The sequence below is a fragment of the Rhizobium sp. BR 362 genome (assembly GCF_036528765.1).
Taxonomy (GTDB): domain Bacteria; phylum Pseudomonadota; class Alphaproteobacteria; order Rhizobiales; family Rhizobiaceae; genus Rhizobium.
In genome coordinates this window covers 1-16,635 of sequence record NZ_JARWGH010000047.1, presented here as the reverse complement: position 1 = coordinate 16,635, position 16,635 = coordinate 1, and the positions used below count along the sequence as shown (strand labels likewise).

Genomic DNA, 16,635 nt, shown 5'->3' with positions numbered 1-16,635 from the left:
AGATCGCCAATCAGCTGCTGGATTGAGCCAGGATTGGGCGCGCTCGCCAACTATAACAAGACCACCTACGGCCGGGGAGAGGCTAGCGTTTTGAGGACACTGGCATCCGATTGGACCAGGGAAACACAGAGTCAACGTTGTCTTCGAGGCGGTGAATACCGCTAATTCGCCTCTTAAGGTTCGCGTGGGACAATAGAGCCTGTTGCGCCGACGTTTGCTGCGTCTGGTCATCCTATTGCGTACGCTGCTTCCTCGACAGCCCGGCCTACACGCATGCGGATGGCCTCGGAAATCACCTCCCCGTGGGCGAAGTCATTACGGGTGGCATAGATTGCGGTCGGCATCGCAAGCGCTTCAAAGAACCCGAACAGAGGGCGCAACTGATGCTCGACGACAAGCGAATGACGCTCGCCTCCGCCCGTCGCAGCGATGATGATAGGCTTGCCCCTCAGCGATGTTGGATCGAGCAAATCGAAATAGTGCTTGAATAGGCCGGTGTAACTGCCCTTGTAGGTGGGTGAGCCTACAACCAGGACGTCTGCCTCCAGCATTTGGTCTACGACCCCGCGTGCTTGAGCGCTGAGGTCGTCTAGCCGTTTGGCCGCCAATAGTGAAGGTCCAAGGTCATCGACATCGAAGGACTGCGCCACCGCTCGCGTTTTGATTGCCAATTGCCCGACGATATGGTCGACGAATGTGCGCGTCGTGGACGGTCGTGTTATGTTCCCCGAGAAGCCAAATATCTTCGTTTGCGGCATGTCGATCTCCAAATGCTCAGCAGTTATAAGTCATCTAAACTCTGTCATTCGTCCCTTACGGAAACGATGACCTATTCGACGGTGACTGATTTCGCCAGATTGCGCGGCTGATCGACGTCCGTGCCCGCAAACACGGCCGTATGATAGGCGAGTAGTTGGACCGGCAGCGAGAAGATCATCGGCGCAATGATCTCGTCCACATTTGGAAGAACGATTGTTTGCATCGTGTCGAGCTTCAAGGCGCGAGCGCCCTTCTCATCCGTGATCAAGATGATCCGTCCGCCGCGGGCCGCAACCTCCTGCATGTTGGAAGCGGTCTTATCGAAAAAGCGGTCGTGTGGTGCGATCACGATAACCGGCATGTTCTCATCGATGAGAGCAATTGGACCGTGTTTCAGTTCGCCGGCAGCATACCCTTGCGCGTGAATATAGGAAATCTCCTTTAGTTTCAGGGCGCCTTCCATGGCCAAAGGGAAGCTGGTTCCGCGGCCAAGATAGAGCACGGCGCGGCACTTTGCCAATTCACGCGACAGAAGTTCGATCCTGGGTTGGATGCTGTTGAGCACCTGCCCAATGACGCGCGGCATCTCGGCAAGCCGGGCGACCAGTGTCTGTTCCTCCTTCTCCGTAAGGGTGCCACGCGCCCTGCCGGCAGCAACCGCGAGCGCAGCCAATACGGCGAGTTGGCATGTAAAGGCCTTCGTAGACGCAACCCCGATCTCCGGTCCGGCGAGGATCGGGAACACAGTGTCGGACTCTCGTGCTATCGTCGATTCGGGCGTGTTGACGACTGCACCGGTCTTCAAGCCGTGCTCCTTGCAATGGCGTAGGCAAGCAAGTGTATCGGCCGTCTCGCCCGACTGTGAGATGAAGAGAGCTGCCACCTGTGGCGAGAACGGGATTTCGCGGTACCGAAATTCGGAGGCGACATCAATTTCGACCGGCAGACGTGCGTAGTGCTCGAACCAGTATTTGCCGATTAGTCCGGCCAAGTACGCAGTGCCGCAGGCGGAGATCGCCAAGCTTTGCACGTTGGTGAAGACGGTGTCGCGCCAAGCCGCGACCACCTGATTGTCGCTGAAGTTGATGTAATGGCCAAGGGTATCGGAGATGGCCTCCGGCTGGTCGTAAATCTCCTTCTCCATGAAATGGCGATAGTTGCCCTTGTCGATCATATGGGCCGTCACCACCGAGATCTGCCGCGGTCGGGTGGTGACCTTTCCGTCGATATCGAAGATACGGACGCCAGTCTTGTCGATGACCGCCCAATCGCCGTCGATCAGGTAGGTGATCTCGTTAGTGAAGGGCGCCAGCGCAATCGCGTCCGATCCGAGAAACATCTCGCCGCTTCCGTGACCGATCGCGAGCGGCGGGCCATTCCGGGCAGCCATGATGGTCGAAGGGTCCTCCTCGAAGAGCAGAGCCAGCGAGTAAGCGCCTCGGACGCGCTTCAGCATCGCATGCATTGCTTCGCGCCGGGCCATGCCGTCCCGGCGAAGTCTTGCCACGAGATGCGCGATGACCTCCGTGTCGGTGTCGGTTTGGAACTCGGTGCCGGCCGCGGTCAGCTCATCCTTCAATTCGGCGAAATTCTCGATTATCCCATTGTGGACGACTGCGATGCCGTCGCTAAAATGTGGGTGGGCATTGCGTTCCGTCGGCGCGCCATGGGTTGCCCAGCGCGTATGGCCAATGCCGATTGTGCCCGCCAGGGGCTGTTCTTTCAGCTTTGCTTCAAGGTTGAGGAGCTTGCCCTCACAGCGCCGGCGATGGAGCGCTCCACCGTCGATCGTCGCGACGCCTGCCGAATCGTAGCCACGATATTCAAGCCGTTTCAATGCGTCTATCAACCGGTCCGAAACCGGATGATGGCCGACAATACCCACAATCCCGCACATACATTCTCCGCGTTTTCGCATATCGGCCACAACGCTCTCACCTAGTCCGTCAGTCTGGGAGTGAGCGAAGCTGCTTCACTCCTTGATCGCCATGACGGCTATCATTCCGTCAGAACTCCGTGGCAAAACCGTCGTGCTGTCGCGCTAAGCCAAATTCAGCGCGTTCTAACGGCACTCGACTTATTGGAAAAATCGATTCTTTGGATCGCACCCATTTACGTCATGGATTATCGCCGCATCGGTTTTCACGCTGGGACGACGGGTGCCGCCTCGGACATAAACCGGCCGGTTTCCCAAGGCAGAGGTAACGTCCGTCATGATGCGCTCAGCAGCCATCATTGGTGCCAGGTATCTACGGAAACCTTGAAAGCGGGACGGTAGGCCCGCTCACATAGCCTTTTAGAAGTCACCTTCGAGCGTTCTTGTGGGAAAGCCTCCCTGGCAATAAATATCGTCTCGACCGCTCATCAAACTCGCACAAAGGATGACTTTTCGTGTCAATTTACTGTTGGAAGTTTATACGGGTTATCGCATTTGCACCTGCTGCTGCGATCATGCTGGCCGCACATAACATATCGGCGCAGGAATCGTTCACCACGGTGCAATGGCCAAACACGCCAACGGCACGGATTGAGGCGCTTGCGATTCTCCAAACCTTGAATGCAACTCTCCTGAGTAACGCTAGCGCCACTTTGACGCTCGACCGGTGGTGTGCCGGACACAATCTCGCACCGCAAGGTTCTAAGATCGTTGCACAGCGGGTACGCGGGAGAGACAAGCCCGTCGATAGCCGCATCCGAGAACTTCTGGCGGTCGGCCCCGACGAGCCCATCGCTTACCGACATGTCCGCCTCGTTTGCGGCAATCGCGTCCTTTCTGAGGCTGACAATTGGTATGTTCCGGCAAGGCTGACAATGGACATGAATAAAGCGTTGAATACGAGCGACGTCGCCTTTGGCAGAGCCGTCCAATCTCTTAATTTCACCCGCACAAATCTATCTTCCAATTTGCTGTGGTCCCCTCTTCCAGAAGGATGGGACGTGGAAAAGGAACTACCGACACCCGCAACGGGATCTCTTATACTACCGCCCTTTCTTCTCGAACATCATGCAGTGTTGAAGCTTCAGGACGGCACTCCGTTCAGTGCGCTGGTCGAAAGCTATACGAGCAATGTATTGGACTTCCTGCCTCCACCTCTGCTTACCCACTAAGTGCCCATTGGCGATGCGACCAAAAGCGCAGCGCCCGGGATGGTATTTTCGATCGCGACCGTAAGACTGCGTCGCCGTTGCCCAAGCTCGTCGGGTGCGTTTGTACCCGGCGAGCTTGCAGCTGTCGGTATTATTCGGTGTTGTCGATGGCGATCCGCTTGACGTTGGCTCGCTCCTTCTCGGTCTTCGGCAGCGTCACCGTAAGAAGACCGTTCTTGAACGTTGCGGCGACCTTACTCTCATCAAGCTGGCGACCCAAAGCCAGTCGCCGTTCGAAGCGTCCGTAATAACGCTCGCTGAACCCGCGATCCTTGTCCTCGGTATCGGACTTGTTTTCACCGCGAAGCGTAAGCACGCCGTCTTTCAGAAGCAACTCGATATCCTCTGGATCGATGCCCGGAATTTCCGCTATCACTCGGATTTCGTCGTCATTCTCCTTGATCTCTACGTGCGGCCACTCGGCGCCAATCGGCGATGTGCCACCAAACAACGATGGCGGACCGAAACTGCGGAAGACTTCGTCGAACAGACGGTTGACATTGCGGTGAAGCGACAGGAACGGGTCCATGTCGTCGCCACGATAGACGTTCGGAACCTGGCTGTTGCCACGGCTCCATGGGATCAGGTCACGTACACTCATGGCTATCATCCTTTCTTCGGTTTTCTTCCTCCTGTCGTGCGATGACGTCCTTGGCGGTTCGGGAACAGCCGAGGAGTAAGCAGGTGCGCATCACGCTAGGCTTTGGCGCCCTCAATCTGCTTTGAAGCGGCTTTGGCAGACTCGGCTTGGATGGCAATCCGACGCGACTTCATCTCCTCAGGTGTTTCCTTCTTAAGATTGATGAGGAGTAGCCCGTTTTCGAGCTTTGCGCCTTCGACGATCACGTGATCAGCCAGCTCAAATCTGCGCACAAACGACCTTACGGGAAGGCCTTGATGCAGATACAGTGCTTCGTCGTCCTCCGACTTCGCGCCGTTCACCACGAGCATTTTTGCCTCGTGGGTGATCGTCAGTTCGCTTTCGGCAAAACCTGCCACCGCGATCGCGATGCGATACGTGTCTTCGCCGAGTTTTAGGATGTTGAAAGGCGGCCACTTGTCGGCGTTAACGCTGGCATTTTCGAGAAGATCGAATATGCGGTCGAAGCCGATGCTGGACCTATAGAAAGGGGTAAGATCGAGGTTTGTTCTCATAGCTACATCCTCCACGGAGCAACATAGATACGAGGAACGCCAAGAAGCTCGGCGCCCCTGACGTAGTCGACTCATTTTGGCGTCGACGACAGATGAAATGGGTAGCTAGCGAGGTAGGGTCAAGAGGGCGCGCAAGACTTTTCGAGCGGGAGTGACTCAAACAATCACTATAAGTTCATACCGTTAGGAATCTAGATGTTCGAGTGCTTAAGAATTTCACCATCTCCTTGAAACCGCAAAAATCAAAACCGAAATAGGTTGGCGCGATGCAAATGGATTACAGTTCGCGCGTCATTTTCATTCCGATGCCGCGCGTAGAAACTCATAAGAACCTCTTTGTCCATGCACAGAAGGTCGTCACGTTCGATCTCTCGAACGATGGTAATCTGAAGTGAAATTCCTTTCCAACGCTCGGGAGAAGATGCCGTAGGGCGTCGAATCTCGCCAATATGGTCAAGCTTAAGCTCGGCCCCAAGGCGCAACGCGGTTATGATGCCGCGTGTGCACTCGGTCCACCCCAAGGAGAACGGATGTCGCCACGGCGATAACTGCAGGTGTCTTGGCGCTTCGCCGTCAGAGGGCGCCCAGAGCAGCGATCATCTTCATAATGGCGTCCATTTGGACAGCACCCTTGATCGCATAGTTGCTGCCTGTAAAGCCCCACCAGTCCCAACAACCCCGGGGATTATACGGCCTCCGGAGTGACTTATTGACTTGCGGATACAGCACTATGATACCGTTGGTATCCGCCCAGTTATTCAGATAGAGCTTGGTATACCAATCGTCCCCAATCGATTGCTGCGATTGGCGGCAGCCATGGATGGAAACATGCAGTTTGCAGTTGGCTTTAGGCTTGCCACAGCTGTCGGGGATAAAGACATGCCCCACATCCGCCATGCTCGACACCGGGTTGGCGGCCCCGTAGAGTTTCTGGTCGAACGCCCTCAACTTCCCGGTTGGTTTGGCGGCCGGCTGGTTAAGCTTGCCATAGATGAACTGCAAAATCGCGCCAGCCTGGTCGTAATTGTTGTCGTTGGCAGTATTTGGGGGATCGTTCACACATTCGTTGATGTACGGCGTTGCGTTGGTCGGGCACAAATTCCCGAAGACCTTCGAAACAAACGAGTGACCGGCAGGGTAATTGCTGACATAGGCGAGGTTTGAATCGGGAACCCGGGCCAATTTGAAAAACTGGACGCTAGCATCGACGGCACTTTGCTTGACGATCGTATCGGCCGTACCGCTGAAAATGTAAATCTTCTTTGATTCAAGGTTGGAAAGCGGGTCGATAGCGCCGATCCGCGAAGACGTTTCCGCGGCAGCGAACAACATCGCAGGATTTGGAGGAACGCGCGGCACTTGGCCCATGCAGATTCCCGTATAGGTGAGATTGCCCATAGCGCAAAAATAAGGTCCACCAGCGACAATGCCGGCTCCCATGAAACTTGATGAATACGCGACCTGCAGCTGCGAGGCCATGAATGCTCCCGATGATAGGCCCGACACCGAGATCGCGTTGCGATCGATCTTCAGTTTTGGCAGCGCTTGGGTTTGTGCCACCCCGGTCAGCAGCAGCAGGCTGAAACTTGCGGTGACAATTCGTTTAACCAGGCTACAAAACCTGGTTTTCTTCCAATCCGAAAAAATCTTTGCGCTCATACCCTCATACCCCTTTGCGGGAATAGCTTTGGTCGCGTCCTTAAATTTGCGACCAGATTGTCAGAGGAGGCTTTTCGTGCCGCATGCGGTTCACTGTCCCCTACTCGAAAGCCACAGATTCGATTGCAATTGTTGCCGCGCTGCTAAACATAAAAAATGCCCAACCTCGGATCCAATCTCGGGGTGCATTCCTCCACGACTGATTTCGTACAAATTTCATGCCACCAAAAACTGCATATCATCAAAATGTCGGGGTATGGCTCCTCGCCCGTGCGCCGCGTCGACGTATTCCGACAAAATCGTATGTCGCTCGCTTTTGGAAACGTGACGAATTGATTGGTTCGTTGACAGCCTGATCGGGGAGCCCTCAGGGATCATTGTGAGTGTGCTTTAACTGTGATGGAACTCCCGAGAATATGGCAAGGCTGGCATTTCTTTCGAATTATGCCGGGCTGAACCGGAGAACCAACGCAACCAAAGGGCGTGGCTTGGTAGTGAATGTTGCTCGCCGCGGGTTTCTTTTATGAGCAAAAGGCGATGTTGAGCTGAAAATGCCGCCGCCGGGCTTGCATTTGTCGCATTTAGACGCTGTTTGTCACCCCCATGATTCTGATGGGTGTCAAAGCGGAGGCAAAATGGGCGTGCGGCAGCGGATGGGGTTGAAGTTCAAGGATGAGATCGCGTTCCTGAACGGCTGGAAGCGCGACCGCACAGCGGTAGGCGCTATAACGCCCACTTCCGTTGCGACGGCAAGGAAGATGGCAAGCGTTATCGATCCTTTCTCCAGCCTTCCTGTCCTTGAACTGGGTCCGGGAACCGGCGTAATCACAAAACAGATCCTGGCGCGCGGCGTTGGGCCCAAGGAGCTCTTGTCCATCGAGTATTCGCCCGAGTTCTGTCGGCATCTTCAGCAGGAGTTTCCCGAGGTCGACGTTCGATGTGGAGACGCCTTTGCGTTGGATCTCGTTCTGGGCGCTCAGCGAGGTGCAAAGTTCGACTGCGTCATCTCCGCTGTGCCCCTCCTTCATTTGCCGCCTTCAAAGCGATTGTCGCTGATCCTCGATCTTCTCGAACGGATTCCGACAGGGCGGCCCGTCGTCCAAATCACCTATGGATTGCTCTCTCCAGTCGTCGCGCTTCCCGCCGGATACGAGGTCCGTCACCTGGCTTTCATGATGCGCAACATTCCGCCGGCACAACTTTGGACCTACCGAAAGACGAGATGACCTCGGCCATCTCATAAACATTGATCGAAAAGTTTTGATCGCTGGGCTGATGACGAACGCGACCGATGTGGAAAGCGCTTGGGCGGCTTTCCAGACGCGCGCTGCCCTTCGTTCGACCAGCGCCCAGAGCGGGCCGAACGATCGAAGATCGAGGCCTCGGGCGGCCAAGAAATGTCCGTCTCTATCTCATCGCGGACAATCGCTCCGGCAGTCACACCGCGCCGGCGGTTTCCTCAATGTCATCACGTTGATGGTGAAAATGGCGCTGACTGCCCAGCGCTTTCGGGAAAAAGGGCCGCCGTAAGAAGGGTGTTGCTCGCGCCGGGGATTGGATCCAGCGACTGCAACGGGCATTGCGCCAAAGCGCATTGCAAAGCCCGCCAAAGCGCCATCCAGATTGCAAAAGTCGATCTGTTGGGCACCAAAAGCGGCCTCATAGAAGTCGGCAACCTCTGTTCCCGGCCATCCTCTAAGCTAAGAACAAAGACATTCCGATGCTGATATCGTTGGCTATCTCAATCCTCTCTCATCAGGGGAATCACCGAGTTCAAATATGCCATAAGCCGGTCGATACGATGGCATCGCGCAGGCAGGCGGCCGATGAAATCCGCCCGGCATTTCGAGACCGCAGGCCGCAGATCGTGACCTGGTCGATGCAGTCGAGCGTCGTTGCGTGAGGCACCTCCCTAACCAGTCCAATCCCGCTCTCTGTTGATGGAGTCCTGGCCCGGTTCCGGATCTTCCACCCGCGAGCGGTCCGCTAGCCATGCTGCGGCCGCTTCCGCGTCGCGCAGCGGTGATCGCGCCCTCCCCGGGCGGGCCTTTTGTGGAGTGATCGAGCGGGAATTGGGCCGCTCCGAAGGAACCACTCACATGTCGCACGAATCTCTCACTCGCCCAGTCCCACGCTTTCCAGCTCTCCCGCAACCTGATGGTCCCGGTCACCCTCTTCTCCGTCGACGGCGGATAACGGCGTCCTGCCGTCCGACGCAATCGACGCCGATGAACGATCTTGAGATCGTCCATGAATACACGCCTTGGCATTGAGCCGGCGGCATGGCCTGCGGCGTGCCGCTAGCGAGCGGCAGGCCGCAAGGGAGGCTTCGCCGCGGTCGACCTTGCACGATTCACCAAATTGCCAGCCGCGCCCTTGCGTCCTTTGCTCTTCGCGGCCGCTGAAGTGGCCGATGAATAGAACTGACGAGCAGGAGGCGATCGCTTTCGCGATCGGAAGGAAAATGGAGAGAAGAGAAATAGAATCGCTTCGCGACAAGGTAAGCTGCGCCGCCGTGCTGGATAAGAACGGGTTTGCCATTGACGTCAAGGAAAGCACCCGGCGGGCGGTCAAGTACCGCCGCGGCAGTGAGATCATCATCGTGACGCATGGAGGGCGTGGATGGTTCGATCCGCTCAGCGATGCGAAAGGCGATATCTTTGGATTGGTCGAGCACCTTGACCGTGTTGGCTTTTCGGCATGCGTCGCAAAGGTCGCGGACCTCATAGGCTTCCATATTTCCAAGGCTGAGTGGCAGCCTGGCATTCCGGACGGCCAATCCGACCTTCCGCTTGGCGATCGCTGGCAGGCGCGCCGCCGCCCCTGGCGGGGTTCATCAACATGGCGGTACCTGCAGGACGTGCGTTGCCTGCCGACGGTTCTTTTATGCTCGGCGATCAAACGCAACCTTCTTCGCGAAGGTCCGCAAGGCACCATGTGGGCCGCCCATACGAACGAGGCAGGCGGTGTCACAGGCTGGGAGGCGCGCGGTCCGCAATACCGCGGGTTCGCCTCGGGAGGAACGAAGGTTCTCTTTCGTCTGGGGTCGCGTGCAGCGGTGCGACTGGCCGTCACGGAAGCTGCGATCGACGCGATGAGCCTTGCGGCAATCGAGGGCCTGCGAGACGGCACACTCTACCTCAGCACCGGCGGCGGCTGGTCGCCGACCACGGCCGCGGCACTCCGCAGGCTTGCGTCGGGCCCCAACGTCCAGCTTGTCGCTGCCACCGACGCCAACCCACAAGGCGAGATGTTTGCCGAGCGACTACGCGCACTTGCCGAGGAGGCGGGATGCGACTGGATGCGACTTCGCCCGTCACAAGAAGACTGGAACGAAGTTCAGAAGCTACGCCCGAAGCGGGGCAGCGAGAAACAGAAATTGGAGGAAGAAGCGAAAGAGGAAGAGGCGTGCCGCAGGCGAGCCGGCCGCGTCAAGGGAGGCTTCTCCCGGCTAAAGCCAGCCCTGGATGCGGGAGGTCGCGATGCCGGCGGCAGGAAACGGATCACGAAGGACTGAAGAAGATGGCAGGGTCGAGAGGACTGAGCCGCGCTTAGTCCGCCCGCGCAAGGAGCCGCAAATGGCCTCTTCCCTCCGCAAGTGTTTCAGGGCGTCGCAAGCCGCCAGCAGATGTTTCCCACGTTCGACCGCCACGTCCAGCGACCCGATCGTCGGGACCGTGACGCAACTCCGCTCTATGCAGGCGAATGGTTCGAAATCCCCGAGGCCGAGCACGATTACATGTTCGAGATCCTGCCGCCGCTCTGGATCCGCGGCTCGCTGTTCGCGATGCGGGAATTCCTCACCGGCTCGGTGACATACGTGTTCTTCGCGCTGCGCATCGACGAGGCGATCCGTTACTTCCACGGTTACTGCGACCTCTCCGACAAGGTGTACGACGAAGTCGCCGCCAAGCTGCCGGTCCAACTGCGCCACCTCCCCGCGCCGATCGCATCTGTGCGCGACCTGGTTGCGCGCGGCAGCGCCGATGCCGCGACGTATGGCGGTTACCGCAATCGACGGCTATCACTACACAACCCTGCTGCAGCGCACCGGCGCAACCCAGGAGCTCGATCTTGCCGTCACCATGACGCCGCTCGGCGCGGTTTCACGGCTCGAGCATGCGCTCGACGGTGTCGATGAGGCGCAGGAGCGCTATCGGTATCGCTTGCACGAGGCCGAGCGGCGGTCTTGTCTCCTATCGCTCGCGCGACGGCGGCATGTTCGCGTTCGCGGACGACCTTTCCGACAAGCGCCAACAGGTTCGGGAGGTCGATGAGGTCCTGGCGACCGCGGCGCGCGGGGAAACGGCGGGGACGTCTGACGCCGCTTGACGATCAAGCCCGTCTCGATGGGTCGTCCGTGGCGGTGCAGCACGCGCATAGCTGCATTGCACAATAAATGTTTTCCTTCCGATCAAAAATTAATCATAGTGCACACAGCTGATGCACATGGCGGATTTCCTCCCAGTGCCGCCGCAGCAGCTGTTCCCCTCTGGAGGTTTATTGACCTTCACGCTTCATGGGCCGCGGTTTTCGCTGGCCCATTTTTTTTGTTCAGGTCATCCGACGATTTATCCGCGCACGATCCTGACGCGACTCCCCTTGCCAGCAAACTGCGCGTGGTCCGATAGCATCTGACACTTTCGGGCTTGTGAGGCATGGGCCCCTTGTCCATCTTGTGGTCTTCGGTCCATTGGGACAGATTGGAGCTATCGAATGCCTGAAACACGTTCACCGCGACTTGCTGTACTAATTGACGCTGACAATGCGTCGGCCAAGATCGTTGACGGCTTATTCGAGGAAATAGCCAAAATCGGCGAGGCGAGCGTCCGACGCATATACGGTGACTTCGCAAACGCTCGCTCGAAAGCCTGGATCGACGTCCTTGCCAGGCACGCGATCATTCCGCAGCAGCAATTTGCCTACACGACCGGTAAAAATGCCTCTGATATCACACTTGTGATCGACGCCATGGACCTCCTCCACAGCGGGCGCTTCGACGGCTTTTGCCTTGTTTCCTCCGACAGCGATTTTACACGCCTCGCCTCTCGGATCCGTGAGCAAGGCATCGATGTGTTCGGTTTTGGCGAGCAGAAAACGCCCGAAAGCTTCCGCCAGGCGTGCCGGAGGTTTATCTACACTGAAAACCTCCTCCCTTCAGCGCCTACAAATGGTGGCGATGCTACTCAGGCAACTCCTTCGCTCCAGCCGCCAAGTGCAGCGGCGCCGATCATCAGAAAGGTCATCGCGCAGATGGAGAGTGAGGATGGTTGGGTGCCGCTCGGCGCAGTCGGAACGCAGCTTGCGAACCTCTCTTCAGACTTCGATCCCCGAACATATGGATTCAGGAAGCTCAGCGACCTCGTGAAGAAGACAAATGCGTTCGAGATAGACCATTCGGACAGCAGACCTCTGCGCATCCGCGTCAAACAACCTTCTGCCAAGAAAAGCGCCAAGTGACGTTTAGTACGGGTCTCCATCAGCACGTTTTGGTTCGCCGCATCCTCCAAGCTTTGTGGTGAGAGAGCAAGGGATAGGCGAATGGAAATGGAAGAAAAGATGGAGGAAGACTACTCGCAGATCGAGTAGCCGGGCGTCGCTGACGCTCAACCGCGCCGCTCGCAATGGCGGCCACTGGTCCTCGCAGGGCTGTCAGCTCCGCTCGTCCTTCGCGGCAGCGATGCTCGGCCGCAGTTGCACCCGGCTGCCCGCTCCGCGCTTCGGGTTGTGTCTTCGGAAGGAATGAAGACGCGAAGGACAGGCAGAGGCCTGTCCAATCCTCGAAAAGGAATATCCCATGCAATTGATGAAGGTCGATCCGCGTGCGTTAAAGGACGACCCCGACAACACGCGCCAGTCGAAGTCGACGCCCCAGGCCGACGCCCTGCTTGGCGACGATCAAGGCCGTCGGCGTGATCCAGCGCCGGTCATTTCCCGGAAGCCGGCGGCAACGGTTACATCATCGAAGCCGGTCACCGCCCCACCAGTGTGGCGATCGCCGCCGGTATCGAGGAAATCGACGTGGTCGTGGTCGCGGTGGCCAACGACAACGGCGCGATGCGCTCGATGACCGAGAATATAGCTTGTGCCTTAATCCCATCGATCAATGCGCGGCATCGAGCGGCTGGTCGCGCTCGGCTGGACCGAGGAGGCGGTCGCCGTAGCGCTTGCCTTTCCCGTCCGCCAGATCCGCAAGCTTCGTCTGCTCGCAAACCTCTTGCCCTCCATGCTCGACCAGATAGCCAAGGGCGATATGCCGAACGAGCAGCGGCTCAGAACGATTGCGGCCGCCTCGCACGACGAGCAAAAAGAGGTCTGGAAGGCCCACTAGCCGAAGAAAGGCGAACGGCGGCCTGGTGGCAGATCGCCAACGGTCTCACAAAGACCCGTATGTATGCACGTGATGCAAGCTTCGGCGACGATCTGCGCCAGGCCTATGGGATCGAGTGGGCGGAGGACCTGTTCGGCCCTGCCGATGAGGACAATCGCTATACCACCAATGTCGAAGAGTTGCTTGGCGCCCAGCAGGAATGGATGGCGAGCAACGTGCCGAAGAAGGGTACCATCGTCGAAGTCAACAATTGGGGCCAGCCGGACCTGCCGAAGAAAGCCGAACGCGTCTACGGCAAGCCAGGCAAAGGCGACTGTACCGCGATCGCGAGGGCAAGGTGCACAGCGTCCACTGCCGGATGCCGGAGGTCAGGAAGCCCACCGGTCAGACCGGCCCGGCAGCTGATGGGGCGGAGGACGCCCGTAACAGCCGAGGCCGGCTGATCCGCAAGGAGGGCGAGCGCAGCCTCGGCGCCACCAGCCTTTCGTGGGAGCGCCTGTCGTTGATTTGAGGACGTCACCTTCCTCCCCATGCCGGATTGCCCTTCGTTTTGCTGCGGTCTGAACCGGCGGCCGTGCGCTTCCAGGCCGCTATCGCGCCGCGGAGCGGCCGGACCCCGCCGTCCTTCACGGAGCAGGCTTGCGTGCTTTATCGAGGACAGGTTGCCCTCTTCGCACGCAAACCGGCTCCGCTCGTCCAGGAGGGGCCGGACCTTGAGGCGCCCGTCTTTCCGCCGGTCCGGGGTGACCGCACCGAAGGGCAAGCCGGCATGGGGCCGGAGCCGCTTCGGACGACCTCGAAAGGAAACGACTATGGCCAAGTCCACTCCCTCATCCCGGCAATCCACGCGTGTCGTGCAACTGCGCAAAGGCGCCACCGTCGAGATGGTTCGGCTGACTTGCCCCGACGCCATGCAGGCGCTGAAGATCGCCGAGAGTTTCGGAACCGCCGTCATCGACAGCGACGGCATCCGCGACCTGCACGAGCGGCTCGTCACGGAGACAGCCGACGCGCTCGGCGACGGCCTTGGCGACAAGGCCATGCAGATCCACCTGCAACGGATCGTCGGCGCCTACGTCGGCTCCGCCCATGGCGCCGGCCAGTTCTACAGCCGCGCGGTCACCGAGGCACGCGATGCCACGGCCAAGGCCGCCAACGATGCCCGGGACGAGGACCTCGACGGTCCCGTCGGCTATGACAGCGCCGCCCAGCGTAAGCGCGAATTTGCCGCCGACATGGGCATACAGGCCCATTCGCTCAGAATGGCGGCGGAAGGCGCCGTCGCCGCCTATGTCCAGGTGATCGGCGAGAGCTGGAAACCGTTCGACCGTCCCGTCGAACAACCGGGCCGCGCGCTCGACCGCAAGGCTGCCGAAGCGCAGATCTCCGCCTTCGACTAGCCACTTCCGGCGGGGTTCCGGCCCCGCCTTTTCCATCAACTCGAGCCGGCCGGTTCCATGGCGGGACCGGCCTGTTGTCGTTTTGCGAACCCGGCCAGCAAGGAAAAAGAAATGAAGCCGATGGCACGCCCGTCGCCGCCCGTTCCTTCGTCGGGTCTGCAGGAGCCGCCGGCGGATGCAACGGCTTCGCCGTCCTCCACTGCGTTGCGGCTGTTCCGGTGCATCCACCGGCTGATCTGCTCCTGCTTTCGCCCTCCGTAACGGGCGGCGACGGGCGCGGCCTTGAAACGGAGGTTTGGATATGAGCAAGACAGAAAATCAGCGGGGCGATCTCTACAGCCGCATCACCGACAGGATCATCGAAGACCTGGCGAAAGGCGTGCGGCCCTGGATGAAACCATGGAATTCGGCGAACACGGCAGGCCACATTACCCGCCCGCTGCGTTACAACGGGCAACCCTATTCTGGCGTCAACGTGCTGCTTTTATGGTCGGAGGGTATCACACGGGGTTATACGTCATCCACATGGATGACGTTCAAGCAGGCCCTGGAACTGAGCGGCGCAGTGCGCAAGGGCGAGACCGGCACGACCGTCGTCTTCGCAAGCCGATTCACCAAGTCCGAAACCGACGGGAACGGCGGCGAGGTCGAGCGGGAGATCCCTTTCCTGAAAGCCTACAGCGTCTTCAACGTCGAACAGATCGACGGACTTCCCGACCAGTATCATCACCGGCCGGCACCGGTTCTCGATCCGGTTGAACGGGTTGGGCATGCCGATCGGTTCTTCCGCGACACCGGCGCTGCAATCCGCCATGGCGGCAACCAGGCCTTCTTTGCGCCTGCCGCCGATCTCATCCAGATGCCACCATTTGAGAGCTTCAAGGATGCGGCAAGCTACTACGCGACTTTAAGCCACGAGGTCACGCACTGGACGGCGCCGGCCCACCGCCTCGCTCGCGACCTCAGCCGCTATGCCAAGGACAAATCCGAGCGAGCCCGCGAGGAACTGATAGCGGAGCTCGGTAGCTGCTTCCTTTGCGCCGATCTCGGGATTGTTCCCGAGCTCGAGCCCCGCCCCGATCACGCCTCCTACCTCGACTCCTGGCTTAAGGTCCTGACCGACGACAGACGGGCGATATTCCAGGCGTCGGCGCATGCGCAACGGGCCGTAGCGTTCCTGCATTCGCTGCAGCTCGCCGCAGCCGACGAGCGGCTCGTCGCGTGAAGACTTGTCAGCGCCGGTCGTTGGCCTCGCCAGCGGTCGGCAACTCTTGCCCGTCGGTCGGGGGGCGCGTCACGATCAGCCGCGAGGTCCAGTTTGCCCCAGATCGAGGTTGTCCGGTCGATCGGCTTGAGCTTCCGGGACGGCTTGATTTCGACGATAAACGGCTTTGTCTGCTGACGTATAGATCCTCAGGCGACGGTTCGCGAGGCGCCGCGATAGCGCGGAGCGGGCAATGCAACGCCCTCACGCTGGGTGGTTCTGCGAGGTTTGGGCTAGGCATGTGGACAAGACAGCGGACTGATCGTTGTAGCGTCCGGGCAGGCACCGGGGACGGGCTGCCATTGCCATATCCCTTCGAGCACTGCAGCAAGCCACGWCCTTCGCGGGCTCGATGAGGCATGTCTGATCGAAGACCGGCTTCRCCTCGATCGTCTTCCCGCAACGGCCTTGCGAAACTTTCTTCCSCTGAGCGCGATGCGCTCATTCCTCGCGRAGCAACAAAGCTTCTCCTGGCCGCCCKCCATTTCATTYCGGCCYTWCRGGTGCGGWCCGATCGTCCCCGATCCTTGCGACAGCCATCGAGGCCGCGATGGGCGCGGCCCGARACAGCAAAGGAATACGACAATGGCAACCATCGGCACCTTCACCACCTCCGAAACCGGCTTCAACGGMTCGATCCGCACGCTCGCCCTCAACGTCAAGGCCCGCATCGCCCGCATCGAAAACCCCTCCGACAAGGGCCCGCACTTCCGCATCTACGCAGGCAAYGTCGATTATGCTGAGAGTGTGATTATGCGGAGTGCTGATCGCTGAAGGCTGGATTTCTCGACGATAGCGGCGGCTTCTGCTCCGCATAATTCCACTGGTGTGGAAGAGGCGCCCCGCCGTGAAGCGGAGCGCCGATGTGCTGGTCAGCGCGACCAGATGAGCTTGTGCTCGCCCTTGTCGCCCTGGACCAG

13 protein-coding genes and 2 pseudogenes are annotated in these 16,635 nt (G+C 59.1%); 10 read left to right on the top strand and 5 right to left on the bottom strand.

Annotation, left to right across the window (positions count from 1 at the left end; all coding sequences use genetic code 11):
- Positions 1 to 227: 227 nt before the first annotated feature.
- Both msuE and glmS read right to left on the bottom strand, forming a co-directional pair.
- Positions 228 to 758, bottom strand: coding sequence for an FMN reductase (gene msuE, locus QDY28_RS28325; protein ID WP_004119752.1), 531 nt, complete (start codon positions 756 to 758; stop codon positions 228 to 230).
- Between the two features lie 71 nt (positions 759 to 829).
- Complete coding sequence (glmS, locus tag QDY28_RS28320) at positions 830 to 2,656, bottom strand: glutamine--fructose-6-phosphate transaminase (isomerizing) (RefSeq protein WP_184806033.1); 1,827 nt, start codon at positions 2,654 to 2,656, stop codon at positions 830 to 832.
- 494 nt (positions 2,657 to 3,150) lie between these two features.
- Between glmS and QDY28_RS28315 the strand changes: the two genes are divergently transcribed.
- Positions 3,151 to 3,867 carry a hypothetical protein gene (locus QDY28_RS28315; RefSeq protein ID WP_184806030.1) on the top strand — a complete coding sequence of 239 codons (717 nt, stop codon included), beginning with the start codon at positions 3,151 to 3,153 and terminating at the stop codon, positions 3,865 to 3,867.
- Between the two features lie 130 nt (positions 3,868 to 3,997).
- Here the strand turns inward: QDY28_RS28315 and QDY28_RS28310 are convergent, their stop codons facing one another.
- From QDY28_RS28310 to QDY28_RS28300, 3 genes are all read right to left on the bottom strand, one after another.
- A complete protein-coding gene (locus QDY28_RS28310) occupies positions 3,998 to 4,507 on the bottom strand; it encodes an Hsp20/alpha crystallin family protein (protein ID WP_184806027.1) in 510 nt (169 codons plus the stop codon).
- A gap of 95 nt (positions 4,508 to 4,602) precedes the next feature.
- The gene (locus QDY28_RS28305) at positions 4,603 to 5,061 is read right to left on the bottom strand and encodes an Hsp20 family protein (protein ID WP_184806073.1); all 459 of its coding nucleotides are present in this window, start codon (positions 5,059 to 5,061) and stop codon (positions 4,603 to 4,605) included.
- 573 nt (positions 5,062 to 5,634) lie between these two features.
- Entirely contained in the window at positions 5,635 to 6,720 is a 1,086-nt protein-coding gene (locus tag QDY28_RS28300) for an extracellular catalytic domain type 2 short-chain-length polyhydroxyalkanoate depolymerase (RefSeq protein ID WP_184806024.1), read from the bottom strand.
- A gap of 635 nt (positions 6,721 to 7,355) precedes the next feature.
- Between QDY28_RS28300 and pmtA the strand changes: the two genes are divergently transcribed.
- From pmtA to QDY28_RS28255, 9 genes and pseudogenes are all read left to right on the top strand, one after another.
- Entirely contained in the window at positions 7,356 to 7,946 is a 591-nt protein-coding gene (gene pmtA / locus QDY28_RS28295; protein ID WP_184806021.1) for a phospholipid N-methyltransferase PmtA, read from the top strand.
- Positions 7,947 to 9,133: 1,187 nt separating this feature from the next.
- Positions 9,134 to 10,237 (top strand): DUF3991 and toprim domain-containing protein, encoded by a 1,104-nt coding sequence (locus QDY28_RS28290; RefSeq protein ID WP_240535449.1) that lies wholly within the window; start codon positions 9,134 to 9,136, stop codon positions 10,235 to 10,237.
- Between the two features lie 111 nt (positions 10,238 to 10,348).
- On the top strand, positions 10,349 to 10,861 hold the full coding sequence (locus QDY28_RS28285; RefSeq protein WP_210305302.1) for a DUF1419 domain-containing protein: 513 nt from the start codon (positions 10,349 to 10,351) through the stop codon (positions 10,859 to 10,861).
- Positions 10,858 to 11,052, top strand: coding sequence for a hypothetical protein (locus QDY28_RS28280; RefSeq protein ID WP_028755183.1), 195 nt, complete (start codon positions 10,858 to 10,860; stop codon positions 11,050 to 11,052). Before QDY28_RS28285 ends, QDY28_RS28280 begins: the two co-directional genes overlap by 4 nt.
- A gap of 384 nt (positions 11,053 to 11,436) precedes the next feature.
- Positions 11,437 to 12,180: an NYN domain-containing protein gene (locus tag QDY28_RS28275; protein WP_065091961.1), complete on the top strand. Its 744-nt coding sequence runs from the start codon at positions 11,437 to 11,439 to the stop codon at positions 12,178 to 12,180.
- 337 nt (positions 12,181 to 12,517) lie between these two features.
- Positions 12,518 to 13,478, top strand: a pseudogene (locus QDY28_RS28270) (plasmid partitioning protein); the annotation flags it as partial.
- 385 nt (positions 13,479 to 13,863) lie between these two features.
- A complete protein-coding gene (locus tag QDY28_RS28265; protein WP_065091960.1) occupies positions 13,864 to 14,451 on the top strand; it encodes a hypothetical protein in 588 nt (195 codons plus the stop codon).
- A 301-nt stretch (positions 14,452 to 14,752) separates the two neighbouring features.
- Positions 14,753 to 15,676 carry an ArdC family protein gene (locus tag QDY28_RS28260; protein ID WP_028755179.1) on the top strand — a complete coding sequence of 308 codons (924 nt, stop codon included), beginning with the start codon at positions 14,753 to 14,755 and terminating at the stop codon, positions 15,674 to 15,676.
- A gap of 624 nt (positions 15,677 to 16,300) precedes the next feature.
- Positions 16,301 to 16,477, top strand: a pseudogene (locus tag QDY28_RS28255) (DUF736 family protein); the annotation flags it as partial.
- Positions 16,478 to 16,635: the final 158 nt, after the last annotated feature.

Coding starts and splice junctions, on each gene's coding strand:
- pmtA (WP_184806021.1), top strand. CDS start 7,356: ATGGGCGTGCGGCAGCGGATGGGGTTGAAGTTCAAGGATGAGATCGCG.
- glmS (WP_184806033.1), bottom strand. CDS start 2,656: ATGTGCGGGATTGTGGGTATTGTCGGCCATCATCCGGTTTCGGACCGG.
- msuE (WP_004119752.1), bottom strand. CDS start 758: ATGCCGCAAACGAAGATATTTGGCTTCTCGGGGAACATAACACGACCG.
- QDY28_RS28275 (WP_065091961.1), top strand. CDS start 11,437: ATGCCTGAAACACGTTCACCGCGACTTGCTGTACTAATTGACGCTGAC.
- QDY28_RS28265 (WP_065091960.1), top strand. CDS start 13,864: ATGGCCAAGTCCACTCCCTCATCCCGGCAATCCACGCGTGTCGTGCAA.
- QDY28_RS28260 (WP_028755179.1), top strand. CDS start 14,753: ATGAGCAAGACAGAAAATCAGCGGGGCGATCTCTACAGCCGCATCACC.
- QDY28_RS28300 (WP_184806024.1), bottom strand. CDS start 6,720: ATGAGCGCAAAGATTTTTTCGGATTGGAAGAAAACCAGGTTTTGTAGC.
- QDY28_RS28290 (WP_240535449.1), top strand. CDS start 9,134: ATGAATAGAACTGACGAGCAGGAGGCGATCGCTTTCGCGATCGGAAGG.
- QDY28_RS28280 (WP_028755183.1), top strand. CDS start 10,858: ATGAGGCGCAGGAGCGCTATCGGTATCGCTTGCACGAGGCCGAGCGGC.
- QDY28_RS28310 (WP_184806027.1), bottom strand. CDS start 4,507: ATGAGTGTACGTGACCTGATCCCATGGAGCCGTGGCAACAGCCAGGTT.
- QDY28_RS28305 (WP_184806073.1), bottom strand. CDS start 5,061: ATGAGAACAAACCTCGATCTTACCCCTTTCTATAGGTCCAGCATCGGC.
- QDY28_RS28285 (WP_210305302.1), top strand. CDS start 10,349: ATGTTTCCCACGTTCGACCGCCACGTCCAGCGACCCGATCGTCGGGAC.